Origin of the sequence: Streptomyces sp. NPDC047043, assembly GCF_040644055.1 — a bacterium.
Lineage (GTDB): Bacteria > Actinomycetota > Actinomycetes > Streptomycetales > Streptomycetaceae > Streptomyces.
This window is the reverse complement of sequence record NZ_JBEYVO010000003.1, coordinates 183,644-210,224: the sequence shown is the minus strand read 5'-3', so window position 1 is coordinate 210,224 and position 26,581 is coordinate 183,644. Positions and strand designations below refer to the sequence as shown.

Annotated in this window: 32 protein-coding genes and 1 tRNA gene; 21 read left to right on the top strand and 12 right to left on the bottom strand. The window is 70.2% G+C overall.

Features of this window, described 5'->3' with window-relative positions:
• The first annotated feature begins 785 nt into the window (after positions 1 to 785).
• Positions 786 to 1,703, top strand: a complete 918-nt coding sequence (locus ABZ880_RS06200; RefSeq protein WP_361257662.1) for a nuclease-related domain-containing protein — start codon at positions 786 to 788, stop codon at positions 1,701 to 1,703.
• Positions 1,704 to 1,845: 142 nt separating this feature from the next.
• On the opposite strand, the gene ABZ880_RS06195 is transcribed toward ABZ880_RS06200, so the two are convergent.
• Positions 1,846 to 3,081, bottom strand: coding sequence for a helix-turn-helix transcriptional regulator (locus tag ABZ880_RS06195; protein WP_361257659.1), 1,236 nt, complete (start codon positions 3,079 to 3,081; stop codon positions 1,846 to 1,848).
• Entirely contained in the window at positions 3,078 to 3,398 is a 321-nt protein-coding gene (locus ABZ880_RS06190; protein WP_361257655.1) for an antibiotic biosynthesis monooxygenase, read from the bottom strand. Before ABZ880_RS06190 ends, ABZ880_RS06195 begins: the two co-directional genes overlap by 4 nt.
• Before the next feature lie 191 nt (positions 3,399 to 3,589).
• Here ABZ880_RS06190 and ABZ880_RS06185 point away from each other — a divergent pair, with 191 nt between their 5' ends.
• The 16 genes from ABZ880_RS06185 to ABZ880_RS06110 all read left to right on the top strand — a co-directional run bounded on the left by ABZ880_RS06185 (position 3,590) and on the right by ABZ880_RS06110 (position 12,733).
• Positions 3,590 to 3,937 carry a hypothetical protein gene (locus ABZ880_RS06185; RefSeq protein ID WP_361257652.1) on the top strand — a complete coding sequence of 116 codons (348 nt, stop codon included), beginning with the start codon at positions 3,590 to 3,592 and terminating at the stop codon, positions 3,935 to 3,937.
• Positions 3,938 to 3,942: 5 nt separating this feature from the next.
• Positions 3,943 to 5,292: an FtsK/SpoIIIE domain-containing protein gene (locus ABZ880_RS06180; RefSeq protein WP_361257649.1), complete on the top strand. Its 1,350-nt coding sequence runs from the start codon at positions 3,943 to 3,945 to the stop codon at positions 5,290 to 5,292.
• 84 nt (positions 5,293 to 5,376) lie between these two features.
• Entirely contained in the window at positions 5,377 to 5,553 is a 177-nt protein-coding gene (locus ABZ880_RS06175; protein WP_361257646.1) for a hypothetical protein, read from the top strand.
• A 5-nt stretch (positions 5,554 to 5,558) separates the two neighbouring features.
• Positions 5,559 to 5,771 carry a hypothetical protein gene (locus ABZ880_RS06170; protein WP_361257643.1) on the top strand — a complete coding sequence of 71 codons (213 nt, stop codon included), beginning with the start codon at positions 5,559 to 5,561 and terminating at the stop codon, positions 5,769 to 5,771.
• A complete protein-coding gene (locus ABZ880_RS06165) occupies positions 5,768 to 5,968 on the top strand; it encodes a hypothetical protein (RefSeq protein WP_361257640.1) in 201 nt (66 codons plus the stop codon). The genes ABZ880_RS06170 and ABZ880_RS06165 overlap by 4 nt, the downstream gene beginning before the upstream one ends.
• 80 nt (positions 5,969 to 6,048) lie before the next feature.
• Positions 6,049 to 6,723, top strand: a complete 675-nt coding sequence (locus ABZ880_RS06160) for a DUF2637 domain-containing protein (protein ID WP_361257637.1) — start codon at positions 6,049 to 6,051, stop codon at positions 6,721 to 6,723.
• A gap of 19 nt (positions 6,724 to 6,742) precedes the next feature.
• A complete protein-coding gene (locus tag ABZ880_RS06155; protein ID WP_361257634.1) occupies positions 6,743 to 6,961 on the top strand; it encodes a mobile element transfer protein in 219 nt (72 codons plus the stop codon).
• Positions 6,962 to 6,965: 4 nt separating this feature from the next.
• Positions 6,966 to 7,121, top strand: a complete 156-nt coding sequence (locus ABZ880_RS06150; protein ID WP_361257631.1) for a hypothetical protein — start codon at positions 6,966 to 6,968, stop codon at positions 7,119 to 7,121.
• 24 nt (positions 7,122 to 7,145) lie between these two features.
• Complete coding sequence (locus tag ABZ880_RS06145; RefSeq protein WP_361257628.1) at positions 7,146 to 7,466, top strand: SpdD-like protein; 321 nt, start codon at positions 7,146 to 7,148, stop codon at positions 7,464 to 7,466.
• 87 nt (positions 7,467 to 7,553) lie between these two features.
• Positions 7,554 to 7,760 carry a hypothetical protein gene (locus ABZ880_RS06140; RefSeq protein ID WP_361257625.1) on the top strand — a complete coding sequence of 69 codons (207 nt, stop codon included), beginning with the start codon at positions 7,554 to 7,556 and terminating at the stop codon, positions 7,758 to 7,760.
• On the top strand, positions 7,757 to 7,978 hold the full coding sequence (locus ABZ880_RS06135) for a hypothetical protein (protein ID WP_361257622.1): 222 nt from the start codon (positions 7,757 to 7,759) through the stop codon (positions 7,976 to 7,978). The genes ABZ880_RS06140 and ABZ880_RS06135 overlap by 4 nt, the downstream gene beginning before the upstream one ends.
• Positions 7,975 to 9,489: a DNA cytosine methyltransferase gene (locus ABZ880_RS06130; RefSeq protein WP_361257619.1), complete on the top strand. Its 1,515-nt coding sequence runs from the start codon at positions 7,975 to 7,977 to the stop codon at positions 9,487 to 9,489. The genes ABZ880_RS06135 and ABZ880_RS06130 overlap by 4 nt, the downstream gene beginning before the upstream one ends.
• Positions 9,489 to 9,905, top strand: coding sequence for an ASCH domain-containing protein (locus tag ABZ880_RS06125; protein ID WP_361257616.1), 417 nt, complete (start codon positions 9,489 to 9,491; stop codon positions 9,903 to 9,905). Before ABZ880_RS06130 ends, ABZ880_RS06125 begins: the two co-directional genes overlap by 1 nt.
• Positions 9,898 to 11,271: a replication initiator protein RepSA gene (gene repSA, locus ABZ880_RS06120; protein WP_361257613.1), complete on the top strand. Its 1,374-nt coding sequence runs from the start codon at positions 9,898 to 9,900 to the stop codon at positions 11,269 to 11,271. Before ABZ880_RS06125 ends, repSA begins: the two co-directional genes overlap by 8 nt.
• Before the next feature lie 2 nt (positions 11,272 to 11,273).
• On the top strand, positions 11,274 to 11,471 hold the full coding sequence (locus ABZ880_RS06115; protein WP_361257609.1) for a helix-turn-helix domain-containing protein: 198 nt from the start codon (positions 11,274 to 11,276) through the stop codon (positions 11,469 to 11,471).
• A complete protein-coding gene (locus ABZ880_RS06110; protein WP_361257607.1) occupies positions 11,471 to 12,733 on the top strand; it encodes a site-specific integrase in 1,263 nt (420 codons plus the stop codon). The genes ABZ880_RS06115 and ABZ880_RS06110 overlap by 1 nt, the downstream gene beginning before the upstream one ends.
• Before the next feature lie 154 nt (positions 12,734 to 12,887).
• Here the strand turns inward: ABZ880_RS06110 and ABZ880_RS06105 are convergent, their stop codons facing one another.
• The 5 genes from ABZ880_RS06105 to ABZ880_RS06085 form a co-directional block, all read right to left on the bottom strand.
• Positions 12,888 to 13,262 (bottom strand): hypothetical protein, encoded by a 375-nt coding sequence (locus ABZ880_RS06105; RefSeq protein WP_361257605.1) that lies wholly within the window; start codon positions 13,260 to 13,262, stop codon positions 12,888 to 12,890.
• A 52-nt stretch (positions 13,263 to 13,314) separates the two neighbouring features.
• On the bottom strand, positions 13,315 to 14,727 hold the full coding sequence (locus tag ABZ880_RS06100; RefSeq protein WP_361258180.1) for a Cys-Gln thioester bond-forming surface protein: 1,413 nt from the start codon (positions 14,725 to 14,727) through the stop codon (positions 13,315 to 13,317).
• Positions 14,728 to 14,989: 262 nt separating this feature from the next.
• The gene (locus tag ABZ880_RS06095) at positions 14,990 to 15,460 is read right to left on the bottom strand and encodes a single-stranded DNA-binding protein (protein ID WP_361257602.1); all 471 of its coding nucleotides are present in this window, start codon (positions 15,458 to 15,460) and stop codon (positions 14,990 to 14,992) included.
• 228 nt (positions 15,461 to 15,688) lie between these two features.
• Positions 15,689 to 17,965, bottom strand: a complete 2,277-nt coding sequence (locus tag ABZ880_RS06090; protein ID WP_361257599.1) for a GTPase — start codon at positions 17,963 to 17,965, stop codon at positions 15,689 to 15,691.
• A gap of 3 nt (positions 17,966 to 17,968) precedes the next feature.
• Complete coding sequence (locus ABZ880_RS06085; RefSeq protein ID WP_361257596.1) at positions 17,969 to 19,576, bottom strand: dynamin family protein; 1,608 nt, start codon at positions 19,574 to 19,576, stop codon at positions 17,969 to 17,971.
• 321 nt (positions 19,577 to 19,897) lie between these two features.
• Between ABZ880_RS06085 and ABZ880_RS06080 the strand changes: the two genes are divergently transcribed.
• Positions 19,898 to 19,970: transfer RNA gene (locus ABZ880_RS06080), tRNA-Arg, on the top strand.
• Positions 19,971 to 20,137: 167 nt separating this feature from the next.
• Entirely contained in the window at positions 20,138 to 21,670 is a 1,533-nt protein-coding gene (locus tag ABZ880_RS06075; protein WP_361257593.1) for an APC family permease, read from the top strand.
• On the opposite strand, the gene ABZ880_RS06070 is transcribed toward ABZ880_RS06075, so the two are convergent.
• On the bottom strand, positions 21,663 to 22,175 hold the full coding sequence (locus ABZ880_RS06070) for a PadR family transcriptional regulator (protein ID WP_361257590.1): 513 nt from the start codon (positions 22,173 to 22,175) through the stop codon (positions 21,663 to 21,665). The two genes, ABZ880_RS06075 and ABZ880_RS06070, sit on opposite strands and share 8 nt — an antisense overlap.
• Positions 22,176 to 22,274: 99 nt before the next feature.
• Between ABZ880_RS06070 and ABZ880_RS06065 the strand changes: the two genes are divergently transcribed.
• Both ABZ880_RS06065 and ABZ880_RS06060 read left to right on the top strand, forming a co-directional pair.
• On the top strand, positions 22,275 to 22,835 hold the full coding sequence (locus ABZ880_RS06065; protein ID WP_361257586.1) for a hypothetical protein: 561 nt from the start codon (positions 22,275 to 22,277) through the stop codon (positions 22,833 to 22,835).
• A 170-nt stretch (positions 22,836 to 23,005) separates the two neighbouring features.
• On the top strand, positions 23,006 to 23,965 hold the full coding sequence (locus tag ABZ880_RS06060; RefSeq protein ID WP_361257583.1) for a D-2-hydroxyacid dehydrogenase family protein: 960 nt from the start codon (positions 23,006 to 23,008) through the stop codon (positions 23,963 to 23,965).
• 25 nt (positions 23,966 to 23,990) lie between these two features.
• Here ABZ880_RS06060 and ABZ880_RS06055 read toward each other — a convergent pair whose 3' ends face one another.
• The 4 genes from ABZ880_RS06055 to ABZ880_RS06040 form a co-directional block, all read right to left on the bottom strand.
• Positions 23,991 to 24,857 (bottom strand): tyrosinase family protein, encoded by an 867-nt coding sequence (locus ABZ880_RS06055; protein ID WP_361257580.1) that lies wholly within the window; start codon positions 24,855 to 24,857, stop codon positions 23,991 to 23,993.
• A complete protein-coding gene (locus tag ABZ880_RS06050; protein WP_361257578.1) occupies positions 24,841 to 25,353 on the bottom strand; it encodes a tyrosinase family oxidase copper chaperone in 513 nt (170 codons plus the stop codon). The genes ABZ880_RS06055 and ABZ880_RS06050 overlap by 17 nt, the downstream gene beginning before the upstream one ends.
• Before the next feature lie 108 nt (positions 25,354 to 25,461).
• Positions 25,462 to 26,043: a vitamin K epoxide reductase family protein gene (locus ABZ880_RS06045; RefSeq protein WP_361257575.1), complete on the bottom strand. Its 582-nt coding sequence runs from the start codon at positions 26,041 to 26,043 to the stop codon at positions 25,462 to 25,464.
• Complete coding sequence (locus ABZ880_RS06040; protein WP_361257572.1) at positions 26,043 to 26,543, bottom strand: DUF5949 family protein; 501 nt, start codon at positions 26,541 to 26,543, stop codon at positions 26,043 to 26,045. Before ABZ880_RS06040 ends, ABZ880_RS06045 begins: the two co-directional genes overlap by 1 nt.
• Positions 26,544 to 26,581 lie beyond the last annotated feature (38 nt).

The window sequence follows — 26,581 nt, the reverse complement described above, 5'->3', positions numbered from 1 at the left end:
GTGATCATGGCCCCGTAAGCTTCCGGCGCGTCGGGCAGTCTGTGGACCTGCCCGCTAAAGCACGACGTTGGGGCCATGATCTTCGAGGCTCGCGCCAAAGTGGCTGGCTAAAGTCGCGGAGCCGACCGCCCCAGCCAGGGCGGGTTTCTCCCCTGCTCACGGCCGCGTCCGCCGTCGGGCCGGTGGCCTGGTGCGGGATCGGCTGGCTGTTCGAACGCCCGTGTATCTGGCAGCGTGGGCCCGCATGCCACCGCCACCACGATCCGGCCTCTTTCGGTAACACAAAGCGTCTTTGACCTGCACCGTTGGGGATCACCGTTCGCCCCCGTGCCCGTGTTGGAATGTGGCCGCTGCGGGCGGCGACGGTCGGGCGACGACGTGCGGCGGTGGCGAAGACATGGAGCCGGCGCGGCGGCGCCCGGCCGGCGCCGCCCGGCTTGGCGCGGCCCTCGGTTGATCCGACCTACTGATGTAGGCCACCGGGTGGAAAGGGGTGCGACGTGGCCCCGAAATCGGGGCGTTGGGGTCGAGCTGCTGGTGCGTCTTCCCTTCCTGAGGTCGGATCGTGGTGGCGGTGGTGTGCGGGCTGGCGCGGCCGTTGATGCGTGGGGCGGAGTATGCGGCGGTCGGGTTGGCGATGATCGATGAGCGCCGCAGCCACCCGGACGAGCGAGCGCAGCGAGCCTTGATGAAGTAGGGAAACTCTGACCGCAAGGCGCTCTTGCAGGGCGCCCGGTCGGCTGCTGCCATGTGCTTGGGGACGACACGTACTAGGGGGCGGGTCAATGAGCGATCTCACGGTGAACCCGTGGAAGCGGCACGGCAAGGATCGGCTCTATGTGAACCTGCCCGATGGCACTGCCGTTGCCTGGGCGGACCGGCTGACGAAGGTCATCACGATCAAGGTGGAGAGGTACCGGCGTGAGGCCGTGGCACTGTTACGTCAGCATCTCGGCGACTCGGCAACTGTCCGTCCTTCGTCGCGGCCGTCGGCCCCGCCACCCGCAGCATCGTCCGTGAGGTCATCTCAAAAATCGGTCCCTTCCAGCTCGTCCCGACGCGGACAACAGAGGCTTCCGGAGTTGAGCGTTGCCGATGACTTGGCGAGGAACCCACCGGGTGCAGTCCTTCTGGAAGCGATCGCAGTCCGCGGACCGTCGTCGGCCCAGCGGCTTTGGTCAAAGATGCTGCGACGCCCATCGGAATGGGATAGCTGGTACGCCGGACTCGAAGGTGAGCGGCGCGTGGGCCGAGAACTACAGCGTCTTTCCGCCCACGGCTGGCGCGTGCTGCACGGCGTAGGTAAAGCCAACGGTGGGGACATCGATCACTTACTGATCGGCCCCGGTGGTGTGTTCGCCATCAACACCAAGCATCACCCTGGTGCTTCGGTCTGGGTTGGCGACACCATGGCCAAGATCAATGGTGGCCAACCGGTCCCGTACACGGCCGCGAGCAAGGCAGAAGCCGCCTATGCCCAAGAGGTGCTGGAACGGCACTGTGGGTTTCCCGTTCCGGTCGAACCGGTCCTCGTTTTCGTCGGCGTCGCTTCACTACATCGCGCCGTAACGCAGTACGCCGTGCGGATCTATCAAGAGCGCGAGGTGTCGGCGCTTGCTCCTCTCTCAGGCAAGCTCACGACTGAACAGGTCGAGCGGGTTTACGGCGTTGCCCGGCATCGGCGTGCGTGGCTGCGCATGTGACCATCACTTGCTGGCCGAGGACGGCCGGCAGGCCAGCAAGTCGGGAACTCCGTCCGAAGGACGTAGAGGTCGTTGTTCCACGGGCGCGCATGGCTCAGAGGCCGTTGTCCGTGCGCCGCTGTGATAGGTCCCGAGGTAGTTCCTAGGTGACAGCGCTCCGCTCAGCCAAGTCGCGCAGAGACTCGGGGATGCGCGGGTCCGAGAGCTGGATCAAGTCGCGGATGACTTCGCGGGCCAGGTGATGGTCGTGGATCTGCTCGGGCGCCAGGGCTTCGGCCTCCAGGAGTGCGGCTGTGGCCTCGCCGACGTGTCGCCGCTGCGCATGTGCTCGCGCCACGTCAAGCAGGAAACGTGACTGCCGCTCGGGCGAAAGACCCGATGCGTCTACTTGCTGGGCCACCTCTAGGGCAAGCCCGGCGTCTCCCAACTCAACTGCCGTACTTACGGCGTGGATTTCGACGTTCGTTGGCCCGAACTCCGTGTCGAAGTCGTTGCGGTCCCCTCCTAGCCGTGCTGCGATCCCGCGCGCTCGGTCGATGTGCTCATGGGTCCCCCCGCGGTTGCCTTCCCTTGCGTTGATCACTGCGAGGACGAGGTTCATAGCGCCGTATAGGGACAGTTCTTCCGGCGGGCACGCCGGGGTCTCCGTCCTCGGACCCATGACGGTCGCAGCGGATTGCGCAGCCTGCTCGGCCTGTTCCATGTGCTGTTGCCGCATGAAGGCGTGCGCCATACGGAACAGGCTCGCGACGACTTCCAACGGCTGCCCTGCGAGTTCGGCTGCCTGTAGTGCTCGGTCGGCCGCGACCCACGCCGCATCCGCCTGATCTTGCCGAGTGAAGCTCGCCGCGGCTACCTGGTACGTCTTGGCGCGCAGGGCATGGAGCTCCGCGCGTTCGCCTGCCGGCGCGTGGCGTACCGCGGCCTCGATGTTCGGGAGTAGCTTGGCGAGATGATCGCTTAGCGCCGCGTAGCTCGATGCGTGCACGAGGGTCCACGCCTCATCTACTTGCTGACGGAAGTCGGCAAGCGAAGGAATGGGCTCGGCCGGGGGCTGTTGGAAGAGGCTGCCCAGAGCAGGGTGACCCGTAAGAGCCACCCGAAGACCGTCGAGGTCGTTGCTCTTCGTCTGTTTCTCTGGCTCGGCTTGCTCCGCCGGGGCAGCGTCCGACCGTAGTTCGCGCACGGGCACGTTGAGCGCATCGGCAAGAGCTTGAAGGACCGACAGTCGCTCGACAGGCTGTACGCCTCTCTCGACCTGCGACACCCAGCTCTCGGACCGCGCCATTGCCGCGGCAAGGTCAGTCTGTGACATGCCTGCAGCACGGCGCAGCTCCTTAATCCTCTGGCCGACGGTCTTGGTCTCGGAAGCCGTCACTTCTCGGCTCCGGTGGGGTACTTGCCGGCGTACGGCTGCAGGCGGTCAACCTCGGTCTTCTCGACGTACTTCGAGCGCTCGGCCAGGAAGTGACGGGTGTGCGGCTGGCGCTCGTGTTCCTCGAAGGCGTCGTGATTGGCGTACAGCTCGTAGAAGATCCGCTCATTGGGTGCGCCCTCGACCTCATGGCACGCATAGACCAGCGTGCCGGGCTCGTGTGCCCGGATGCCTGCTGTCGTCTCTCGCATGAGCGCATCGAACTCCTCGCCAGCACCGTCACGCAGCGTGAAGCGAACAAAAAGCCCGAAGTTGGCCATTTCTTCCTCCTTGTCGTCGCACTCAGTGTCGCAGACTCGGAGTTCTCCTACTAGTCGCAGTTTTTCTGTTGACTCGCAGTTTTTCTGCGGGTAGCTTCGATGGTGCCGCTACAACAAGCCGCCCCGGGCTGCGTGCCATCCGCCAAGATCACAACGCAGCCCGGGGCTCGTCCCAAAAGGGAGACTCCATCATGCGTCAGATCCCCGTCGACACGTCCGCGATGACGGTCATGCTGATTCAGGCCCCGGAGAAGAAGGTCAAGAACCGGGAGACCGGTGAGGCCGCCGTGGACAAGCAGTCGGGCAAGGTGCTCTACAACGTCAACGTCGCCGTGATCGTGGACGGCCGTCCGGACGCGGTGACGGTCGTGGTCGTCGAGGACGGCATTCAGCCGGACCTCATGCCGGGCATGCCGGTGGAGCTGCCGGGTCTGATGGCCCGCCCGTGGGAGAACGACTTCGGGCACGGCATCTCCTACCGTGCGATCGCGGTCGCCGCGAAGCAGCTCACACCGGCCGGCTCGAACGGCAAGGGCTGAGCACCGTGACCAAGCTGCTGATCGTCGCCGCGTTAGCGGTCCTGATCGGGCTGGCGCTGCTGCTGCGGTGGCGCCGTCCGGCCTGGTACTGGATGACCTTCGGCGTCGTCTACGCCACTCTCAAGGTCCGTCTGCGGTACGTGTCCGTGATGGACGCCTGCGACCTGACGGTCTCCGCGTCCCGCCTCCGGTTGACCCTGGCCCGCTGGTTCGACTGGGACACCCCGCGGCAGCGGGTTCCCCGGCTTCTGTGGATCAAGCCCACGCGGACCGGGCTGCGGCTGCGGGTGCGGATGCGCCCGGGTCAGGACGCCTTCGACTACTCGGCCGCGGTCGACCGGCTGCGGCACGCCTTCGGTGTCCATCAGGTCACCTCGCGCGAGATCAAACCGGGCACCGTCGAGATCGCCATGACCGGCTACGACGTCCTCAAGCGGGTGCAGATGCCGGCCCGCGTCGACCGCGGCACGTTGCGGATTCCGATCGCGCTGCGGGAGGACGGCTCGGTGCACTACCGCGACTACCGCGAGGTACCCCACTCCATCACGCTGGGGGCGGTCGGCTCCGGCAAGTCGGTCACCCAGCGTCGGGTCATCGCCGAACTCGCCGCCCAGCACGTGGCGTTGGTCGGCATCGACTGCAAGAACGGCGTCGAACTCGCCCCGCTGGCGCGCCGGTTCTCGGCCCTGGCCGACAACGCCGACGATGCCGCCGACCTCCTTCAGGCCTTGGTGGCCCGAATGGAGGCGATCTATCAGGTGATCCGGCAGGCGCAGCGGATCAGTGCGGACACCCCGGACGCGGAGATCACCGCGGACATCTGGGGCCTGCCGGAGCACCTGCGCCCGGTGCCGGTGGTGGTCACCATTGACGAGATCGCCGAGCTGGCGCTGTTCACCACCGCGGCGGAGAAGAAGCGTCGGGAGCGGGCCGTGGTTGCCCTGGTGAGGCTGGCTCAGCTGGGCCGTGCCGCAGGAATCTTCGTCGACATCTACGGGCAGCGCTTCGGCTCCGAACTGGGCGATGGCATCACCATGCTGCGCGCTCAGCTGACCGGCCGGATGTCGCACCGGGTCAACGACGAGTCCAGTTCGAAGATGGCGTTCGGGGACGTCTCACCGCATGCGGTGTTCGCCGCCACGCAGATCCGCAACGACCGGCCCGGCATGGCCGTGGTCGGCTACTCCAACGGCGACTGGACCCGGATCCGCTCCGCCTACACCTCCATGCGCCAAGCCGTCACCGCCTGCAACCAGCATGCCGACCTGACCCCGGATCTGCCGGAGCTGGCCCGCTTCCGCCCGCTGGTGGATCTCGCACCGGATAAGGCGCCCGCGATGGCCGAAGCCGCCTGAACCCTCCTTCTGCTGCACGGTCGGCGCGACCGCCTTCGCGCCAGGTCCCTACCCGCGCCATGCCGAAAACCAAGGAGGAAGACGATGAACCGCAACGACGACACCACCGCCGGCGAGCTGGAAGAGCAGCGTCAGGCCCAGGTCGACCGGCGCCACGGTGACTACGGCGACTGCGACCCGGTGGCTGCGGAGGTCCCCGCGGCCGACAGCCTCATCGCGCGCTGGGTCGAGCGCATGGCCGACCGCCACTCGCAGGGGTGAGCGGCATGTGTGAGCACTGCGAGGACTTCGCCCGCACCGTGGTGATGCTCGGTCAACTCGCTCTCTACGCCGACATGTTTGGCGCCGACCTCGACTTCGTCGACACCGTGGGCCCGTGCTTGGCCGCGTCGCTGCCGGAGCCTCCGCCGGGCCTGTTCCCGCCCGGCTACGACCCCACCGACGGCCCCGACTACCCCGGCCAGGGGTGGACGCCGTGACCGCCGCGAGGAAGCCCGCCGCCCGCCGCAAGACGGCTGCACCCAAGCCTGAGCCGGCGAAGTGCCCGGACTGCGACGGCCACGGCGAGATCGCCGAAGCCGTCAAGGTCGGCACCCGCAAGGGCCGCATCACCGACCACCGGCAGGCCGGCCTGTGCCTGACCTGCCTCGGCTCCGGCGAAGCACCCGCCGACTGACCCCTTGCCGGGACGGGGCGGCCGGACACCGTTCCCCGCCTCGTCCCTGGCCCAACCACCTGCGAAGGGAGGTGAAGACCATGCGCCGCGCCCTGTATCACCTCGTTCTCGTCCAAGCCGTGATCTCCGGCGCCCTGTCCTTCGCCCACCTGCACGACCTCGCCCAAGCCGCCGGCCAGACCGGCTGGAAGGCCTGGGCCTACCCCGTCTCCGTCGACCTGCTGATGGTCGCCGCCTGGCGCCGCCTGCGAACCCGGCGTTCCTGGCTGGCCTGGTGCTGGTTCCTGATCGCCCTGGTCGCCTCGCTCGGCGCCAACATCGCCACCGCCGGCTTCCTCGACATGAACGACCCGCCCGCCCTGCTCCGCCTCGGCGTCGCCGGCTGGCCCGCCCTCGCCTTCCTCGGCGGCACCCTCCTCGCCCACGCCCCCGAACCACCCACCGACCAGACAGACGCACCGTCAGAGTCTGCGGCCTCCGACGTGGAGGTCGAACGCGCACCCGCCACGACATCGGAGCCGGAGCCCGCCGCGGTCCCTGCGGCCTTCGACGCTCCGGCCCTGCCCGTCGCCGACCCGGCGCCCACTGAGCCTGCTGCGGCCATGGCGGTGCCGCCCGCGCTGGTGGCCCACGCCCGCAAGGTCGCCGACGACCACCACGCCCGCACCGGCCACCCGATCGACCCGGACACCCTGCGCGCCCGCCTCGGCGTCCCCGCCCCCATGGCCGCCGCCATCGCCGCCCAACTCACCTAGCCAGAAAGGACATTGACCGATGGGACACCGCTTCTTCCTCTTCGAACGCCTCCAGCGCTACGGCCCCGTCGAGATCGGCCGCGCCCTCACCAAGTCCGGCGACAAGGGCTACATCGCCTCCTGCACCGCCGACCAGTGCGGCTGGTCCGCCGACTACACCAGCTACGGCGCCGTCTGCATCGCAGCCAAGGGCCACCGCTGCCGCATCAAGAGCAAGTACGAGAACCGAAGGAGCTGACGCCGTGTCCGTGCCGCTGTGGTTCTTCATCGCCTGCCTCGCCGTCGTCGGCGTCAAGACCCTCCGACCCCCGCTCTGGCTCGTGGCCGTCCTGCTGATCGGCGGCTACCTCCTCGCAGGCAGCCTGCTCGCCCCCGTCCTCGACCCGTTCACCAAGTAAGGCCCCACTGAAGGGAGTTCACCGATGCTCCGCCCGAAGATCCCGACCATGCCCACACCGACCGGCCACGCGACCCCGCCCGCCGTCGTCGAGCCGACCGCCATCGTCCCGGGCACTCAGGACCGCTTGCCCGCCCCCACGGTCCCGGTCCCGGCGCCGTCCCGGCCCGTCGTACAGCTCACCCCGGGCACCGTGATCGCCCTCGTCGGCGGCGGCACCCTCGTGGTCCTGGTCGTCGGCGCCGTCCTGGTCTCCATGCTCCTCGCGGTCGCCATCACCGGCGCCTCACTCGCCGTGGTCGCCGTCGTCGTCCGCTCGATCCTCGCCAGCGACACCCGACGCTGACCGGCCCCCGGGCGGCCTCAACCGCCAAGTCTCCGCCGCCCGGGCGCCGTCCCACTCCGAACCAACGATCCGGAAGGAACCTCCATCATGCCCGGCCCCAACCCGGCCACCATCACCCGCGTACGGATCTGCCCGAACTGCGACGGCTTCGCCACCGCCGCCGTCACGTCCGGCGCCCGCCACCGCGACGGCACCCGCCTTCTGTTGCACGTCGACTGCGGCACCTGCCACGGCACCGGCACCGTACCCCTGCGCCCCCGGCTGACCGCCGCGGACGTGGAGGTGGCGGCGTGAAGAGCCTGACCACCTCGGCCCACCTCGAGCCGGACACCCGCTACCGCGTCACCCCCTTCGCGGACCGCGCCAACCCCTTCGTCAGCCTCCGCGTCGAGGGCGACTCCGTCGAGATCGCGCTCATCGCCCGCCTCGGAACCTCCGCCTCCCTGCGCAGCCTCGCCGCCGCCGCGATCGAAGCCGCCGGCGCCCTCGACGCCCTGGCAGGTGCACGATGACCCGGCGCTCCGCGACTTCGCGACCGACCTCCATCCATCTGTTCTGCGGGGCCGGGGGAGACTCCGACGGCTTCCGCCGGGCTGGCTTCGACGTGGTCCTCGGCGCCAACCACTGGAACCGTGCGGTGGAGACCCACGCCGCGAACTTCCCCGAGGCCGAACACCTCTGCGTGGATCTCGACCACTACGACATGCGTCGCCTGCCCAAGGCCCGCGTCCTGGTCGGCTCCCCGATCTGCACCGAGGGCAGCCCCGCCGACGGCGTCCGCCGCCCCAAGCCCGCCCCGAGTGCGGGCCAGCTGGACCTGTTCGAGGAAGGCCCCATGCCCGATGCGGCGTGGGAGCGCACCCGGGCCACCGCCTACGACATCCTGCGCGCGGCCGAGGTCCACAACTTCGACGCCGTGGTGTGCGAGAACGTGCCCCGCTTCGCCACTGCCTGGCCGCTGTTCTCGTGGTGGCTGCACGGTATGGAGATCATCGGCTTCCGTCACCAGATCGTCTCGGTCACCGCCGCCCACATCGGCGACGACACCAGCAACCCCCACGCCCCGCAGTGGCGCGACCGCATCTTCATCGTCTTCACCCGCACCACGATGCGCGCCCCCAACCTCGCCGTGCGTCCGCTGGCTTGGTGCCCCGTCTGCGAATGTGACGTGCTGGCGGTGCAGTCCTGGCGCAACGGCCGCACCGTCGGCAAGTACCGCCAGCAATACGACTTCCGCTGCCCCAACTCCACATGCCGCTACCGCCTGGTGGAGCCCTACGTCCGCCCCGCCGCGTCCGCGATCAACTGGGGTGATCCCGGCATCCGGATCGGCGACCGGACGGTCAAGGGCATGCGTCCGCTCGCTGCCTCGACGCTCCGGAAGATTCGCCTCGGCCTGGACAAGCACCGCACGCCTTCGGTGATCACCGTCAACCACGCCGACACGGGCGACGGACGTGCCTTCCCGGTCCTGGCCGCGCCGCTGCCCACCCGCACCGTGCGCATCGGCGACGGCCTGGCGATCCCGCCGCTGCTGGTCCCGGTCGGCGGAAGCTGGAACACCGATGCCGCCTCGGCCACCGTTCCGATGCGGACGCGTACGACTCGCGAGAGCGAAGCGCTCCTGTCGCCCGCCCCGTTCATTACCGAACACCGCGGCGGCGGCTCCACCACCCGCGCCATCGACGACCCCCTGGCCTCGATCACCGCCGGGGGCAACCACCACGGTTTGGTGATCCCGTACCGCAAGGGCGAACCGACCACCACCGGCACGCCCCTGCACACCATCGCCACCCGCGAATCCGCCGGACTCGTCCTCGGCACCGACACCACCCCGCAGGAACTCGCGGTCGATGACTGCTACTTCCGGATGCTCTCCCCGCGCGAGCATCTGCGCGCCCAGCGCTTCACCGACGACTACACCGTCCTCGGCCATGGTGGCGAGCAGACCAAACAGGCAGGCAACGCCGTCCCCGCCAACGTCGCCCAGTGGATCGCCACCGCCCTCCTGGAGGTCCTGTGATGACCACCGCCTCCGAGCGTCCCGAGGTACGCGCCCTGACCCTGTGGCAGCCCTGGGCCTCCGCGATCGCCTACGGCACCAAGAGGATCGAAAACCGCCGCTGGGCCACCGACTACCGCGGCTGGCTGCTCATCCACGCCGGGGCCACCATCGACCCCGCGGCCAAGTACGCGGTCATGGCCCGCCCCTTCCTGAACCGTCCGCAACCGGCCGGCGCCGTTCTGGGCTGGGCCCGCCTGGACGACTGCCACGCAGACGACGGCATGTGCACCCTGTGGTCGGCCCCCGGACAGTGGCACTGGCACCTCACCGACGTCCATCGCCTGCACCGGCCCGTCTCCTGCCCCGGTGCCCGCGGCCTGTGGACCCCCACCCGCGCTCTCCTCGACCTGGTGCGGGAGGCGGCCCGTGCCTGACCTGCTGACCGATCCGATCGCCCTCCGCGACCTGCTGCGAGTCGCGTCCGCCCCCGACTTCGAGCGCTGGCAGCATCAGATCCACCGCACCGGCGGCTGCGCTGATCCCATCCACCTGACCGGCTGGACCACTCGCATCGACAAGGCCACCGGCGAGAGACTGCACCACTACACCACCCACGGCGAGCCCGGCGGTCGGTTGCGCATCGCGTGCGGCAACCGGCGCGCCTCCCGCTGCCCCTCCTGCGCCTGGACCTATGCGGGCGACACCTACCACCTGATCCGCGCCGGGCTCGCCGGGGACGACCGCCGCGACATCCCGGCCACCGTCCGGGACCATCCGCGGGTCTTCGCCACCCTCACTGCCCCCTCGTTCGGCCCGGTCCACAACCGGCCCGACCACGGAGCCTGCCGCTGCGGCCGCCACCACCGCGAGGACGACCCCGTCCTCGGCACCGCCCTCGACCCGGACGGCTACGACTACGCGGGTGCCGTGCTGTTCAACAACCACGCCGGCGACCTGTGGCAGCGCTTCACCAACCGGCTCCGCCGCGAGATCGCCGCCCGCGCCGGCCTCACCCAACGCGCACTCAAGGAGGCCTGCCGCCTCTCCTACGGCAAGGTCGCCGAATTCCAAAAACGCGGCGCCATCCACTTCCACGCCGTGATCCGCCTCGACGGACCCGACGGCCCCGACTGGGCACCGCCCGCCTGGGCGAGCGTCGACCTGCTCACCGACGCCATCCGCGCCGCCGCCCGGCACCCCTACACCAGCCTCCACCTGCCCGCGGCCGGCGACCAACCCGCCCGCACGCTCCGCTGGGGCCGCGAACTCGACATCCGCCCCGTCAAGGCCTTCGGCGACACATCCGACCTCACCGAACAGGCCGTCGCCTCCTACGTCGCCAAGTACGCCACCAAGGCCGCCGAGAACACCGGCACCCTCGACCGCCGCATCGGCGAACTCGCCGACCTCGACCGCCACGGCGTCCCCGACCACGCCCGCCACCTGATCGAAGCCTGCAAGCACCTCGACCCGCTCTACCCCGACCGCCGGCTCTGGGCCTGGGCCCACATGCTCGGCTTCCGCGGCCACTTCTCCACCAAGTCCCGCCGCTACTCCACCACCCTCGGCGCCCTCCGCCAGACACGCGCCGACTACCGCGCCACTCAGGAACGCGCCGCCCTCGGCCTCGACGAGCACGAGCCGGACACCGTCCTCGTCCTCGCCGACTGGCAGTACGCCGGCCACGGCCACACCCCCGGCGAATCCGCCCTCGCCGCCACCATCGCCCACGACCTCCAACTCAACCGAGAAACCGCCCGCGAAGAGCTACGCACACTCGCCGACGAAAGGGAGTGGTGACCATGACATCAGAGCTGCCGAACCGCTTCCTGACTCCTGACGACCTGGTCGAGATGTTCGAGCTGCCCAGCGTCGAGACGGTCTACCAATGGCGCCGCAAGCGCACCGGTCCCCGCGGCTTCCGCGTCGGTCGGCATCTCCGCTTCGACCCGACCGACGTACGCGCCTGGGTGGACTCCCAAATTGAGGAGGCTGCCTAATGGCCGGACACATCCAAGACCGCTGGTACAAGACCGAGACTGGCCCGGACGGCAAGACCCGCAAGGCCAAGACCGAGCGCTACGGCACGGGCCTGCGCTACCGCGCCCGCTACGTCGCCCCGGACGGGACGGAGAAGTCGAAGGGCTTCCCCGACAAGCAAAAGCGGCTGGCCGACGCCTGGTTGACCAACATCGAAGCGGACATGGCGCGCGGGCAGTACATCGACCCGCAAGCGGCGCGGATCACCTTCCGGGAGTACGCGGAAAAGTGGCTGGCAGCGCTCACCATCGATCTCACGAGCCGGGCCGCCGTGGAAGGCCGGTTGAGGCTTCATGCGCTGCCCTACCTCGGCACGCGGCCCGTGGGCTCCTTCCAGCCGGAGCACATCCGCGACTGGAACCGCCAGCTCGAAGGGGCAGTGTCCTCAGCCCAGTACCGACGCCTGATCTTCGACGCCGTCTCCTCGGTGCTCAACGCGGCCGTAGATGACCGCCTGTTGGCCTCGAACCCATGCCGAGCCCGATCGGTCAAGGCACCCCGTCCCCTGCCGACACGCGTCCATCCGTGGTCCGCTGAGCAGGTGTTCGGCGTACGGGCCGGACTGCCCGAGCGCTACCAAGTCATGGTCGACGTCGGCGCCGGGTGCGGCCTGCGGCAGGGCGAGATCTTCGGGCTCGCCGTCGACAACCTCGGGGATCTCGGCTGGCTCTACGTCCGCCAGCAGGTCAAGAAGGTTCGCGGAACGCTCGTCTTCGCTCCGCCCAAGCGCGGCAAGCTCCGTGACGTCCCCCTCGATCCCGAGGTGTCGGCCGCGCTGCAGGAGCACATGAAGCGGTTCCCGCCTGTCGAGGTGACCTTGCCGTGGCTCAGGCCGGACGGCCCGAAGGTCACGCACCGGCTGATCTTCACGAACAGCGTCGACTCCGCCATCTGGAGCCAAGGGTTCAACGATCAGTCGTGGAAGCCCGCGTTGGCGTCCGCCGGGATCATCCCCGTCCCCGAGAAGGGGCAGCGGTTCGCGGTGGCCCGCGAGCACGGCATGCACGCCCTACGCCACTTCTACGCCTCGGTCCTCCTGGACGCCGGAGAGAGCATCAAGGCGCTGAGCCTGTACCTCGGTCACAGCGATCCGGGGTTCACGCTCCGCGTCTATACGCACCTGATGCCGTCCAGCGAGACGCGCACCCGCAAAGCCATCTCCGCGATGTATCGGGCCGCCGGTCACGCTCATGACGGCCCAGAGACGGCCCAAGCCGCCTGACACGGCCCCTCATCGGCAGGAAAACCGCTGGTGAGGGGCTGTTTTATGCCCTCCGGCGGCAAGTAACACCCATCTTGCCCGACGTCCACCCTGCGGGGGAAACCCGTATGGCCGCACGCCCCTGACCTGCGGCTTCACAGTCGCCGACCGCAGCTCAGCCAACCCCGTCCGACGACTTCTGCAGCGTCCGCCGAGCCAGCAGCAACGCAGTCACGGTCACCGCGCCCACCGCCCCGGCCGACCGGAACGAACGAGACGAGCGCCAGGAGAGCACCGACCACTGGGACTGCGCGGACAGCACCGAGCCCTTACTCAGCCAGGATCCGGTCGAGATCAGGGACAGCGCCGAGCCGATCGAGCCCACGGAGAGCGCGCTGCCGATCGAGCCGACGGACAGGGCCGAGCCGACGGAGCCGATGGACAGCACCGACCCCACCGAGCCGATCGACAGCACCGAGTCGTGCGACCACAGGGACAGCACGGAGCCCGAGGGGGCGTGGTGCTCCGGAAGTGCGGATGACTTGGTCATGAGGCCATCCTGCCGTCCGGCCCCCCGTCTCGTCTCAGTCCTGCGTCGACTCTCAGTCCTGCGTCGGCGCCTTCTTCTTCTGTACGACCACCAGGGCCGCGCCGCCGATCACCACCAGCGCGATGGCCACACCCGCGATCAGGGGGGTCGCACTGGAGCCGCCGGTGGCGGCGAGGTTGGTGTCGTCGTACGTGCCGCCGCCCACCGTGGCCGGGCTCGGCTCGCTGAGCGTCTGGGTCGTCTCGCCGCCCGCCTCGCTCTGCGTCTTGCAGTCGAGGACGCCGGTGAACCGCTTCACGAAGCCGCCCGGCCCCGTGATGGTGAAGTCGTACGCCTGGTCCTCCTGCAGCGGAATCGTCACCGTGCGCGACTCGCCCGCCGGGATGCTGTGCTCGGCGCCCATCAGCTCGAAGGTGAACGCCTCGTCGCCCTGGTTGGCCGCGGTGATGTCCACGCCGCCCTTGGTGCAGTTCCTCGCGGCGGAGAGGGCAGGTATGGCGCCCTTCTTCGCCCAGGTCGCGCCCGCCGTCGCCGAGACCGTCGACTCGCTGGAGCCGGCCAGGATCTGCGTCTGGCTCCGGCTCTCGGAGGTGAAGGCCCGGCCGACCGCCACGGTGGTCGAGGCCTGCACGGTCAGCTCGGCCGAGCCGGGCGCCGCCTTCTCGGGCACGTCGAAGAAGACCTGGCTGCCGTCGGCCGCGGACACGAGCGGCTTGCCGTCCTTGCCGACGATCCGCACTCCGCTGGTGGCCGCGTCCGCAGGCGGCGTCAGCGTCACACCGGCCGCGTTGGTGTGCACGGTCACCGGGCCGAGCAGCTCACCGGGGTGACCGGAGACCGCGGGCGGGTCCAGGGTCAGCGACGCCTGGGGTTCCGCGACGCCCACCGCGCTCTTGTGGAGGTAGTCCGCGAGCTTCTCGGCCTGCGGGTCCACGGCGTCGACGTCGGCCCCGTCCGAGTAGCGCCAGATGGCCACCTGGGTGCCGGCCGCCGCGTCCTGCTCGGTCAGTCCGCCCTTGACGCCCGCCTTGGCGGCGAGCGCCGCGAGGTCGTTGACCTGCGGGTAGGAGTTCTGCAGGATCCAGCGGATCTTGCCGGCGTCCTTGTTGGCGCCCAGCGACGTGCCGCTCCAGGCGGTCTCGTGGTACTTGGCGTCCCGCTGGGTGGGGTTGTGGATGTCGACGCAGTACGTCTGCAGCATGCCGCCGCCGTCGACGGACATCTCGAACAGGCCCGCCGAGATCTGCTGGTCCCCGGTGTCCTCGTGGATGACGGCCGCACCGTACGTCTTGAGCCCGCCTATGGTGGCCGTCGCCCCGCCCTGGCTCTGTGTCGTCTCCTCGGCGGCGGCCGCGCCGGCCCCGGTGAGCACGCCGGCGGCCACGAGCCCGGACACCATCGTCGCGGCGGCGAGGCGGACCGCCCCTCGCCTGCGCACGGCAAACGCAGAGAACGAAGCAAACAACACCAAATTCCCCTTCGAGCAGGACCCGTTGATGTGGGGGTGTGGTCCCACCAGCAGAATCAGAAGCCCCGAGAGCTATGCCCGGCATCCTAGGGACGCGGAGCACCGCGCTTCCCAGTCATACCGTCGTACAACCGATCCGACTCGGAATCGTTATCGCCAACACGGCCTGTGAGCAGGGCTTATCGACAAATCCACCGGGCCGTTCGGAGCGCATTCGTCGATAAGCCGCAGTCCGGTCAGCTCGGGGCACTTTCTGACATCACGTCACCGCAGCGGGTTCCGGCTCCTGTTGAGCTCGGACCTCCTGCGAACCTCCGGGAGGCGTCTCCCAGTTGGGCTCGGGCTGCTGCGGAACAGCCGCGCCGGCGTCCGGCCTGACCACCCGCCGGAAGGCCGACGTACCGCGCGCGAGATCGTGTCCGACGGCCACCGCGTCGAGGTCCGCCGAGATCCAGTTCTGCCCCTCGCGCACGTCCGAGCGCACCTTCAACCGGCCCTGCACGATGACGGGATCGCCGACGTTGAGCGAGGCCTGCACGTTCGCGGCCAGCTGCCGCCTGACCCACACCGTGAAGAAGTTGGTGTGGCCGTCGGTCCAGGCGTTCTTCTCCCGGTCCAGATAGCGCGAGGTCACCGCGAGCCGGAACCGCGCCGACGGCCCCGTCGCCAGGTCCAGGTACACCGGCTGCGTCGCCACGTTGCCCACGGCACAGATGATCGTCTCGTTCATCGCGAGTCCCTCCCTCACCCGGCCGCCGGGGCCGGGCGGATACACGTACGGGCCCGTCCCGTACGGCTGCGTCTGCCGCGGCGATCACGTCCCTCGCGATCGCCGCATCGCCAGACTGCCTCCGTCGGGCCGAGCCCGCTGAGCCCTGTGGATCATCCCCAGCCTGTGGAAAACTCCGTCACCCGGACGAGTGGTCATCAGCCGAGGGGCACGCCGTCACACCCGGGTTCACCCGGTCGTGATCCCCACTCCCGTCACACCCGTGACCCGCCCGTACTGCTCCCGTACCTCCCGGTACCGCAGCAGTTCCGCCGCCACCGGATCCAGCACCCGCGCCCGCCCGCACCCGGCGGCCGCCTCCCGCAACCGCCGTTCCGCATCCGTGCCGTAGCGCCGGGCAGGCCCCCGCGCCGCCATCCGGCAGCCCCACTCGACGAGCGGGCCGCCGACGATGCCGGTCACCATCAGCAGCACCGGCACGCCCAGGTTGGGCGCCATGAACCCGATGATCTGGGCCAACAGCCAGAGCCCGCCGACGACTTGGAGGATGGTCATGGCCGCCTGCCCCAGCACGGCCGCCGGCCACCACCCGGGCCGCGGCGGCCGCCCCGGCGGCAGTCCCGCCCGCGCCGCCAGGTCGTCGAGCGCCTCGGGCAGCCCCTGGGAGCCCCGGACGGCCGCCTCCCGCACCGCCTGCGCCCAAGGCGCCGGCAGCCCGGCCGAGGCCCGGTCGGCAAGCGTGCGCACCGCATGCTCGACGCGCTGGCGCGCCGTGGCCTCCTCGTCCGGCTGACCGGTCAACGTCAGCCGCCCCGTGGGCGCTTCGTACCGGTCCTGGTACCACCGCCACAGTCGCAGCCACGGCGTCCCGCACGCACGGTTGGCGTTGCGCAGCCACGCGCGCTCGGCGGCCTCGCCCGCGGCGGTGGCGCCCACGGCGTCCGCGAGCCGGGCGGCGAACTCGTCGCGCGCCTCCTCGCTCAGCCCGGTGCGCCGCCGCGTGGCGTAGACGGGCCTCAGCCCCGCCGCGGCGGAGTCGAGGTCGGCGGAGATCCGGCGCGCGGCGGCGCCGCGTTCGGCCACGAACTGGCTGAGCGACTCACGCAGTTCGCCGACTCCGTCCCCGGTGAGCGCGGACAGCCCGAGCACGGTGGCGCCCGGATCGCCGTACTCCCCCAGGGCGATCCCGTCCTCGTCGAGCAGCCGGCGCAGATCGTCGAGCACCTGGTCGGTGGCCTCGCCGGGCAGCCGGTCGGTCTGGTTGAGGACGATGAACATGATCTCGGCGTGCCCCGCCATGGGCCGCAGATAGCGCTCGTGGAGGACGGCGTCCGCGTACTTCTCGGGATCGACGACCCAGATGACGGCATCGACGAGCGCCAGGACGCGGTCGACCTGCTCACGGTGCTGTACGGCGGCCGAGTCGTGGTCGGGCAGATCGACCAGGACGAGCCCGCGCAACTGCGCCTCCGACTCGGAGTTCTGCAACGGGCGCCGCCGCAGCCGGGGCGGGATGCCGAGCCGCTCGATGAGGCTCGCCCCGCCGTCGCTCCAACTGCACGCGATGGGCGCCGCGGTGGTGGGCCGTCGTACGCCCGTCTCCGAAATGGCCACCCCGGCAAGGGTGTTGAACAGCGTCGACTTGCCGCTGCCCGTCGCGCCCGCGATGGCGACCACGGTGTGCTGCCCGGAGAGCCTGCGTCGTGCCGCCGCCTCGTCGAGCACCCGCCCGGCCTCCGCGAGCGTGTGGCTGTCGAGCCGCGTCCGCGAGAGCCCGACCAGCTCCCGCAGGGCCTCGAGCCGCGACCGCAACGGGCGGTCGTAGACGAGCGGCGCGACGGCCTGCGGACGGTGCGCCCGGACGTCCACGGCGGCGACGGGTTCGGCCCCGGTTCCGTCCTCGTTCACCCGCCGCGCGATCAGCCCGTCGTCCCAGACGCCCGAGGAGTCCGTACGACCGAATCCGTCGTCGTCCCTGCGACCCGGCCCGTCGGCTTCCTTACGGCCGGGCCTGCCGGATTCCTTACGTCCGGGTCTGCCGGCTTCCTCACGACCGGGTCCGCCGGATTCCCCACGACCGGGCCCGTCGACGCCTTTACGGCCGAGCCCGTCACCGCCCTTGCGGATGGAGGCCGCCACGTCCTTGCGAGCGGCCCCGTCGCCGTCGCGACGACCCGAGCCCACGCCGTCCTTACGGCCGTCGCTGTCGTCGTCGCTCACGCGCGCGTGCCGCTCGTCGGCCGCACCGGGACGCGCACCGCCGACCGGTTCCCCGGCACCGGCTTCGTCATCGACCCGGTCCTCCGCAGTGCCCTCTTCATCCGCAGCGCCCTCCTCGGGAAGGCCGCTCCCGGAAGTGCCCTCCCCAGAGGCGTCCATGGAATCGTCCTTGCCGCCGTCCGGAGAGGTCCCCTCTTCGGTGCGCGCGGCCTCGGAGCCCGCGCCTTCCGGGCGATCGGTGTGATCAGCGTGCTCGGTGTGGTCCTGGTCAGTGACGGCGGTCACCGGTCACCTCTCCTTCTGCATGACGGACAGCGCGGCGATGAGTTCGGCCTGGGGCTCGGCGTGGACTTCCAGCGCGTCGAGGGGCGCCAGCCGGCGCTCGCGTTCGGTGTGCATGACCCGGTCCAGGTGGTCGGCGAGCAGTCGTCCGCCGCGGTCGCGCAGCCGCAGCGCCCCGTGCGCGCCGATCCGCTCGGCGAGCGACTCACCGGCCGAGCGCGCCCGGCGGCCGCCCAGCAGCACGGTGGCGACGAGGGCGGCGACCACCTCGGGATCCGGTGCGACGTTGCGGTCGAGGTCGCGCACCTCCTCCTCGGCGTACTCCTCCAGCTCGCGCCGCCACCGCCGTACGGCCATCCCGATGCGGTGCTCGGCGCTCTCCAGGGAGGGGTCTCGCTCCGTCAGTTCCGGTGCGCGCGCCGCGGGTTCGCGCCGCCAGGCCTCGTCGACGCGCTCGTCGGCGGCGGTGACGGCGCACAGCAGCAGCGCGGCCAGGCTCCCCACGAGCGCGTCGAGGAGCTCACCGGCGGTGCAGTCGAGCGGAAACGCCCGCCACCGCTTCAGCGCGTCCCCGGCGAGCACGGCACCGGCCTGCAAACGCCCCCGTACGCGCGCGTACTCGCTGTCGTACGCCCCGTCGACGGCGGAGGTGAGCCGGAGGGCGGCCGCGTACTGGGCCGCGGCGGCACTGGCCAGTTCGGGCATCCGGGCCTTGAGGGAATCGAGCACCCCGTAGGCGGTACGGGCCATGGCGTGCTGCCGGGCGGCCGGGTCCTGCGCCAGGTGCACCAGCCAGGTCCGCAGCGGCGCCACGGCGGTGGCCGGCAGCAGCCCGCTCCCCCAGGCGGACTCGGGCAGTTCGGGCACCGTGAAGCGCGGTAGGTCGCCGAGCCCGGCCTTGGTGAGCAGTGCGCCGTACTGCCGCGACACCTCGGAGACGACCTGGTGCGGCACGCGGTCGAGCACCGTCACGAGCATGGCGTCGTACTCCTTGGCGGTACGCAGCAGATGCCAGGGGACGGCGTCGGCGTATCTGGCGGCCGTGGTGACCATGACCCAGATGTCGGCGGCGCAGAGGAGTTCGGCGGCGAGGATGCGGTTGTCGGAGAGCAGGGAGTCGATGTCGGGGGCGTCGAGGAGGGCGAGGCCGCGCGGCAGCGTGTCCGCGGTCTCGACGCGCAGCACGCGCACGGGGCTGTCGTCGGGGAGCAACAGGTCGTCCTGCGCGTCCCGATGGGGCACCCACACGCGCGTGAGGTCGGGCAGCACGCGCATCCCGCTGAACCAGTGATGGTCCTCCGGGTTGCACACCAGCACCGGTGTCCGCGTGGTCGGCCGCAGCACACCCGCCTCGCTGACCCGCCGCCCCACAAGGGAGTTGACTAGGGTCGACTTGCCGGCGCCGGTCGATCCGCCCACGACGGCCAGCAAGGGCGCTTCGGGCTCTCTCAACCGGGGCACCAAGTAGTCGTCGAGCTGCGCGAGCAGTTCGTCGCGGTTGGCACGCGCGCGTGGAGCCCCCGCCAGGGGCAGCGGGAAGCGTGCGGCGGCGACACGGTCGCGCAGGGCGGAGAGTGCGTCGAGCAGCTGAGGCCGTACGTCCAAGGTCACCACATGCGAAGAATGCCCAATTTTAGGGGAATTTTGAAGCATATGAGCATGTCTGCGCGCCGACAGGACACAAGGGACGGAAGGGACGACTGGGACGCAGGCACAGTCCAGGCATAACGAGTGCACAACACCCGGTGCGCAAGGGCCCAAAAGCGATGCACGATTCGTACCTGCCTGCGATTATCAGGACCGCTTCACCGAACCTCCACATCGAGCCACGGAGGCGAAGCAACAGGGACAAGGACGCGGGAGCCCTATCCTTGTCCCCGGCAACGTCACGGACCGGCCCACACCCGGGCACCCAAGACAGAGGCCACACACCCGGCCCCCGTAGCTCAGTGGATAGAGCAGGCGCCTTCTAAGCGCTTGGCCGCAGGTTCGAGTCCTGCCGGGGGCGCTTCCACTCCTCTCCACTGCCACCCCCATGTTTCTGTGCGGTTTCCGGTGGCTTCGTGCGAAGAAGTCATGGTCAAGACTTGTCCATGAACGCTTGTGGGCTTTTGTGCGGCGGCAGATCATTGGCCAAATCTCGCGCCCGCACCCACCCACACGCAGGAGCTCCCGGTGGCCGCTGAGCAAATAGCATTCGAGCCGACCGGCGCGCCGGCGGCAGCCCAGACGGAACGGCAGAAGCTGCGCAAGCACTTCGGCCGCTTCGACATCCTCTTCTTCCTTCTCTGCACCATCGTCGGCGTGGACACCATCGGCACGGTGGCCTCGTCCGGTGCCGAAGCCTTCACCTGGCTGATCGTGCTGGCCGTCCTGTTCTTCGTGCCGTCCGCGCTGCTGACCGCCGAGCTCGGGGCCGCGTTCCCCGACGAGGGCGGCCCCTACATCTGGACCAGTCGCGCCTTCGGACGCCTGGCAGGCGCCGTCAACAATTTCCTGTACTGGATCACCAATCCGGTGTGGCTCGGCGGCACGCTCTCCGTCTCCGCCGTCACGGCCTTCACCACCTTCTTCAACGACGGCAAGGACCTGAGCACCCCGGCCTTCTACGTCTTCACCCTGGTGTTCGTGTGGGTGGGCGTGCTCGCCGCGATCCTCTCCTTCGACGTCGGCAAGTGGATCCCCACCGTCGGCGCCTGGAGCCGCTTCGTCCTGCTCGGCCTGTTCACCGTCACCGTCGTCATCTACGGCATCAAGCACGGCCTGCACGGCTTCGGGCTCGGCGACTTCTCCCCGACGTACGTGGGATTCGTCGGCCTGGTGCCGGTCCTGATGTTCAACTACGTCGGTTTCGAGCTGCCCAACACCGCCGGCGAGGAGATGACCGACGCTCAGAAGGACGTACCCTTCGCCATCTTCCGCAGCGCCGGCCTCGCCGTCCTGCTCTACGCGCTGCCGATCCTCGGCATCCTGGTCGTCCTGCCGGTCAAGGCCATCACCGGTCTCGGCGGCTTCATCGACGCGATCCGCCAGGTCTTCACCGTGTACGGCGGCCACGTCGCCTCCGACGGCACGGCCACGCTGAGCGGTGCCGGCAGCGCGCTCGGGGACCTCGCCGCGATCATGTTCATCCTCACGGTGCTGTCCTCCGGCGTGACTTGGGTCATGGGCTCCGACCGAGCCCTCGCCGTCTCCGGCTACGACGGCGCCGCGCCCCGTTTCCTCGGCGTCATCTCCAGCCGCTTCGGCACACCGGTGCGGGTCAACATCCTCAGCGGCCTGGTCTCCACCGTCGTACTGGTGCTGGCCCACGAACTGACCAACGGCAGCGCGGCGAAGCTCTTCGGCGCCGTCCTGGGCCTGGCCGTCTCCACCACGCTGGTCAGCTACCTGGGCATCTTCCCGGCCCTCGCGGTCCTGCGCCGCAAGGCCCCGGACGTCCCCCGCCCCTACAAGGCGCCCGCTCCCCTGGCCATCAGCATCGTCCTCACGCTGCTCGTCCTGTTCGCCACCCTGCAGCTCGTCGCCCCCGGGGCCGGCGACAACTGGTTCAGCGCCGACTACGCGCCGGACGGCTGGAGTCACGACGAGCGCGTCAAGTACCTGCTGACGGAGGCCATCCCCCTGGTCGGGTTCATGCTCCTCGGCGTGCTGTTCTGGGCGCTGGGCAAGCCGACCCGCGCCGCCTCGAAAGACATGACTACTTGATCTGCTCGGCCGCCCACTCAGCCCACTCCCGCCGCATCGCGTTGAACCGCAAGCCATACTCCAGGGCGATCCGGCCGTAGACCGACAGGTTGTCGTCGTCCCAGTCGATGGAGTCCGACAGGCGGCGCAGGCTCTCCGCTCCCTGTTCGGACATCTCCATCAACTCGGTGAGATAGGACCGCGCCTGATCGGGCGTCAGCACTCCGAGGAAGAACACCCGCAGCAGTACGTCGCTGCGGGTGTTCCGCTGTGGAGGGGTCTCGGTCAGCCAGTGCCGCAGCTCCACCAGCCCCTCGTCGGTGATGGCGTACTCCTTGCGGCCACGCGGGCCCTCCGCCGCCACCGTGATCAGACCGGTGCCGGCCAGCTTGGTGAGCTCCGTGTAGATCTGGCTCTGCGTCGCGGGCCAGACGTTGGCGAGCGACGTCTCGAACAGTTTCAGCAGGTCGTACCCGCTGGCGGGGCGCTCCGAGAGGAGCCCGAGCAGTGCATGTCGAAGGCTCATGCACTCACCCTACCCTCCACCTTCCACTATTGACATGTCACAGTGCGACCTTCTAGTTTTGACATGTTGGAAGAGGAACTTAAAAACCGGGGGTCCCCGATGTCGTACCTGCGTACCTTCCTGCCGTGGATCGTCTTCGCCGTCATCCCCTCGGGAGACTGGCAGTGGGGCGCCCTGGCGGCCCTGGTGGTCGCGGTGGCGATCATCGTCGAGCAGAAGCGGTCGGGCGCCGGATTCGACGCGCTCATCATCGAAACGGGCTCGGCGGCCTACTTCGCCGCCCTGGCGGCCATCGCCTTCGCGGACCCGCACTCCGGCATCCACGCCTACTCCGCGGCCCTGTCCTCCGGCGTCCTCGCGGTCATCGCCGGGGGCTCGCTGGCCATCGGGCGCCCGTTCACGCTGGGCATCGCCAAGCGCACCACGCCCCGTGAGCTGTGGGAGCTCAAGCCGTTCATCCGCGTCAACGTCGTCATCACCGCCGTGTGGACCGCGGCCTTCGTGCTGACCGCCCTGGCGCTGGCCTACGAGGCCCACACCGGACACGGCCACTCCACCCCCGCCACCCTCATCCAGATCGCCGGCTTCGCCGTCCCGATGGTCTTCACCGTCCGCTACGTCGCCCACGTACAGGCCAAGGCCGGGCGGATCGCCCACTGACGGCGCCTCACCACCCGCTCAACTCCCCAGGAAGGCAGGGCACATACGAGACGTCCTCGCCCAGCGCGGCAAGAACCGCCCCCGGCCCCACCGCCCAACCCGACTGGGCCACCGACCTCATGCGGGACCATTACTGACCGGACCAGGTACGCCGAAGAAAGGGACCCGCCGTGCGACTGCGCTGCGCCGTACTCGACGACTACCAGCAGGTGGCGACGGAGCTCGCCGACTGGTCACCGGTGGCCGACCGGGTGGAGGTCACGTCCTTCCCCGAACACTTCGCCACCGAGGACGAACTGGCCGCCGCCCTCGCCGAGTTCGACATCGTCGTCACCCTGCGCGAGCGCGTCCCCTTCCCCGCCTCCCTCCTCGCCCGTCTGCCCCGTCTGCAGCTGCTCGTCGCCTCCGGCATGCGCAACACCGTCATCGACCACGCCGCCGCCGAGGCGCACGGCGTCATCGTGTGCGGCACGGCGAGCTCCTCGACGCCGCCCGTCGAACTGACCTGGGCCCTGCTCCTCGGCCTCGCCCGCGGCATCGTCGAGGAGGCCAACTCCCTTCGCTCCGGCGGCCCTTGGCAGCAGACGGTCGGCGCCGACCTGCACGGCCGCCGCCTCGGCCTGCTCGGCCTCGGCAAGATCGGCAGCCGCGTGGCGCACGTGGGCCTCGCCTTCGGCATGCACGTCACCGCCTGGAGCCAGAACCTCACCAAGGAGTACGCCGACGAGGTGGGCGTCGAACTCGCCGCCTCCAAGGAGGAGTTGCTGTCGACCAGCGACTTCGTCTCGGTCCACCTGGCCCTGAGCGACCGCACCCGCGGCCTGCTCGGCCCCGCCGAACTCGCCCTGCTCAAGCCCACCGCGCACCTGATCAACACCTCGCGCGCCGCGATCGTCGACCAGGACGCCCTGCTCGCCGCCCTGCACGAGAGCCGCATCGCCGGCGCCGGCATCGACGTCTTCGACCTCGAGCCCCTCCCCGCCGACCACCCGATGCGCACGGCCCCCCGCCTGCTCGCCACACCCCACCTCGGCTATGTCTCGCGGTCCAACTACGAGACGTACTACGGGGAGACGGTGGAGGACATCCGGGCGTTCCTGGACGGGTCACCGGTACGACGGCTGGGCTGAGCACGGCTGCCGACGTGACGCCGGGTCAGGCGTACCGGTAGATCCGGCTCACGTCCTCCATCTCGTCCGGCGTCACACCCCACGGCGGCATCTTCTCGTGCCGGGCGACGATCCGCCCGCTCTGCGCGTCGCCGGGGCCGGGCTGCCTGGCCGGCAGATAGCCGGCCCCCTTGTGTCTGCGCTGCCAGCGGGTCCACTGCATGTCGACGAAGGCGTGGTGCAGCCAGAACACGGGGTCGTTGACGGAGGCCCCGCCGAGCATGGCCCCGCCGACCCAGCGGTGCACGCGGTTGTGGTTGCGCCAGTGGACGTCGTCCCGCCCGGTCTTCCACCCCTCCAGCTTGTTGCGGAACCCCTTGGTGCAGGTGGAGTCCCAGGGCGAGGTGTCGTAGACCCGCTCGGCGAGCGCGGAATCCAGCTCGGCCTTCGTCGGCAGCGTGATGGGGTCGGCGGGCCGCCCGAGGTCCCGGGTCAGGAACGGCCCGTCGGTGACGCCCTCCCTGATGGTCCAGTAGCCCTGCGTGTACGCGAACGGCCCGGTGACGACCATGCGGTCCGAGCTGCGGCCGTTGCCGCCGAGCAGGTCGTCGGTCCAGGGCAGAGAGGTCGTCGAACGGTGCCTTGTCCAGTCCCAGTACGGCACCGTCACCGCCGGGTCGACCCGGCGCAGCGCCCCCTCCAGCTCCAGCAGGAAGCGGCGGTGCCAGGGCAGGAAGGAGGGTCCCATGTGGGCCGCACGCAGGCCGCGTTCACCGTCGGCGGTGTAGTACGCGATGTGCATCCGCACGAACTCGTCGTACACACCACGCCATTTGATCTCGAGCAGGGCGTTCACGAACCGCCGCCGCTCGGCGCTGGTCAGCATGCTGACGTCCTTACGCACGTACGCCATGCGTCGCCCCCATGTGCAGATACCTTCCGCCGAGCGGGCCGGGGGCCAGATCGCGCAGCCGCCGTCCGGGGCCGAGTTCGTCGACGGCCGCCCTCGTCGCCTCCAGCGAGGTGCGGTACGAGCTGTAGTGGTCGACCATGGTCAGCCAGCTGCCGTCGGCGCGGCGCATCAGGTGCAGCGGGTGACCGTCCACGGTGACCTGCCACTCGTAGTCGTCGGCGCCGCATTCGTCGGCGGCGAGCAAGGTGCCCCGGATACGGCGGCCTTGGTAGATCTCGTCGAAGGCCGTGGCCCCCGCGCCCTCGGGTGCTGCGGAACCGTTTACGGGCCGCTGCGCGCGCGAGGCGGCGACGAGGGGAGCGAGCGCCAGGGCCGCGAAGGAGGCGAGCAGCCTGCGCCTTATCGCCTGCCACGGCCGCGGCTCGGGCCTGCTTCTCGCCGGGCTCCCGGTCCCCTGCTCCGCACCCTTCGGCACTCCGCCGGCGGTGACGACCATGACTCACTCCCTCGTCCGGTGCTGTCCGGCAAGGGTTGCTCAGGTGGCCGACCTCAGCTCAGGTACGGCCCCGCCGTCGGTTGAAGAATCGCCCGGCCGCAGTAACCATCACGTCGTCCAGAAGGACCACCAGCGGGTCAGGATCAGCATCCCGACGACTCCGACGTGCAGCAGCGGCAGCACCCAGGTGAACTCCTCGAAGAAGCCCTTCACCAGGCCAGGAGCGGGCAGGAAGCCGCCCCGCACGACGAACGACGTCACATACCAGAACAGGAGGATCGTCGCGACCCAGGCCAGACAGCACCACAGGCACAGCGCACCGATCCGGTACAGCGACTCGAACTGCAGCCAGGACACGAACCCGATCCCGAACAGACAGCCCGCCTCGAAGGTCAGCCAGTACCAGCCGGGGAACGTCGCCCCGGCCAGCAGGCTCACTCCGACGCAGACGACGATGCCGTAGGCCACCAGACCGAGCATCGGATTGGGGAAGCCGAAGGCCTGGGCCTGGTCGCTCTTCATCACGCTGCCGCACGACACCACCGGGTTCAGGCTGCACCCCGGGACGAAGCCGGGGTCCTCCAGGAGCTTGAACTTGTCGAGCGTGATGACCCAGGAGGCCAGCAGCCCGGCCGCGCCGGTGAGCACCAGCAGCACGGCGAACGCGGGCCCGCCCGCGGCCCGCCGCATCAGCCGCGCGGGCCGAGCGCCGGCAGGAGGACGTGCGCGGCGGCCCGCAAGGTCTGCTCGGCACCGGCGAAGGCGGCCAGCGCGGCCGGCTCGATCGCCCGGCCGGGCCGGCCCTCGGGCCAGGCGCGGGTGGTGAACACGAGGTAGGCGTAACCGCGTTCGGCGATCGCCGCGAGCCATTCCGGCGGAGCGGCGCACCGGGCGCCCAGCTGCGGCAGGCCGACGCCCACCTGCCCGCCCTCGACGCGCAGGGTGACGGCCAGGCCCGGCATGGCGGTGCCGTCGAGTAGATTCCCGCCGACCGACAGCCCGTTGCTCGCCAACAACCCCTCCACCGCGGCGGCCGTCGCCTCCGGACCGCCCTCCGCGTCTCCGAGCGAGTAGGCCAGCAGATACGGCATGTCGCTTCCGTCCGGGGCCTCGCCGCTCCAGGGCAGCAGGACGAGCGTGCCGAGCTCGGCGATGCCGGAGGGGCTGGTGTCGCTTGGGGTTGAGGTCATCGCGCGACCCTACCGACGGGCCGCGAGCGACCCGGCCC

Bases quoted from the DNA above. Each gene is read 5' to 3' on its own strand.
- ABZ880_RS06045 (WP_361257575.1), bottom strand. From the start codon at position 26,043: ATGCGGCGGGCCGCGGGCGGGCCCGCGTTCGCCGTGCTGCTGGTGCTC.
- ABZ880_RS06050 (WP_361257578.1), bottom strand. From the start codon at position 25,353: ATGGTCGTCACCGCCGGCGGAGTGCCGAAGGGTGCGGAGCAGGGGACC.
- ABZ880_RS06065 (WP_361257586.1), top strand. From the start codon at position 22,275: ATGTCGTACCTGCGTACCTTCCTGCCGTGGATCGTCTTCGCCGTCATC.
- ABZ880_RS06160 (WP_361257637.1), top strand. From the start codon at position 6,049: ATGCGCCGCGCCCTGTATCACCTCGTTCTCGTCCAAGCCGTGATCTCC.
- ABZ880_RS06145 (WP_361257628.1), top strand. From the start codon at position 7,146: ATGCTCCGCCCGAAGATCCCGACCATGCCCACACCGACCGGCCACGCG.
- ABZ880_RS06055 (WP_361257580.1), bottom strand. From the start codon at position 24,857: ATGGCGTACGTGCGTAAGGACGTCAGCATGCTGACCAGCGCCGAGCGG.
- ABZ880_RS06105 (WP_361257605.1), bottom strand. From the start codon at position 13,262: ATGACCAAGTCATCCGCACTTCCGGAGCACCACGCCCCCTCGGGCTCC.
- ABZ880_RS06175 (WP_361257646.1), top strand. From the start codon at position 5,377: ATGAACCGCAACGACGACACCACCGCCGGCGAGCTGGAAGAGCAGCGT.
- ABZ880_RS06130 (WP_361257619.1), top strand. From the start codon at position 7,975: ATGACCCGGCGCTCCGCGACTTCGCGACCGACCTCCATCCATCTGTTC.
- ABZ880_RS06070 (WP_361257590.1), bottom strand. From the start codon at position 22,175: ATGAGCCTTCGACATGCACTGCTCGGGCTCCTCTCGGAGCGCCCCGCC.
- ABZ880_RS06040 (WP_361257572.1), bottom strand. From the start codon at position 26,543: ATGACCTCAACCCCAAGCGACACCAGCCCCTCCGGCATCGCCGAGCTC.
- ABZ880_RS06190 (WP_361257655.1), bottom strand. From the start codon at position 3,398: ATGGCCAACTTCGGGCTTTTTGTTCGCTTCACGCTGCGTGACGGTGCT.
- ABZ880_RS06140 (WP_361257625.1), top strand. From the start codon at position 7,554: ATGCCCGGCCCCAACCCGGCCACCATCACCCGCGTACGGATCTGCCCG.
- ABZ880_RS06185 (WP_361257652.1), top strand. From the start codon at position 3,590: ATGCGTCAGATCCCCGTCGACACGTCCGCGATGACGGTCATGCTGATT.
- ABZ880_RS06110 (WP_361257607.1), top strand. From the start codon at position 11,471: ATGGCCGGACACATCCAAGACCGCTGGTACAAGACCGAGACTGGCCCG.
- ABZ880_RS06170 (WP_361257643.1), top strand. From the start codon at position 5,559: ATGTGTGAGCACTGCGAGGACTTCGCCCGCACCGTGGTGATGCTCGGT.
- ABZ880_RS06115 (WP_361257609.1), top strand. From the start codon at position 11,274: ATGACATCAGAGCTGCCGAACCGCTTCCTGACTCCTGACGACCTGGTC.
- ABZ880_RS06155 (WP_361257634.1), top strand. From the start codon at position 6,743: ATGGGACACCGCTTCTTCCTCTTCGAACGCCTCCAGCGCTACGGCCCC.
- ABZ880_RS06125 (WP_361257616.1), top strand. From the start codon at position 9,489: ATGACCACCGCCTCCGAGCGTCCCGAGGTACGCGCCCTGACCCTGTGG.
- ABZ880_RS06200 (WP_361257662.1), top strand. From the start codon at position 786: ATGAGCGATCTCACGGTGAACCCGTGGAAGCGGCACGGCAAGGATCGG.
- ABZ880_RS06095 (WP_361257602.1), bottom strand. From the start codon at position 15,460: ATGAACGAGACGATCATCTGTGCCGTGGGCAACGTGGCGACGCAGCCG.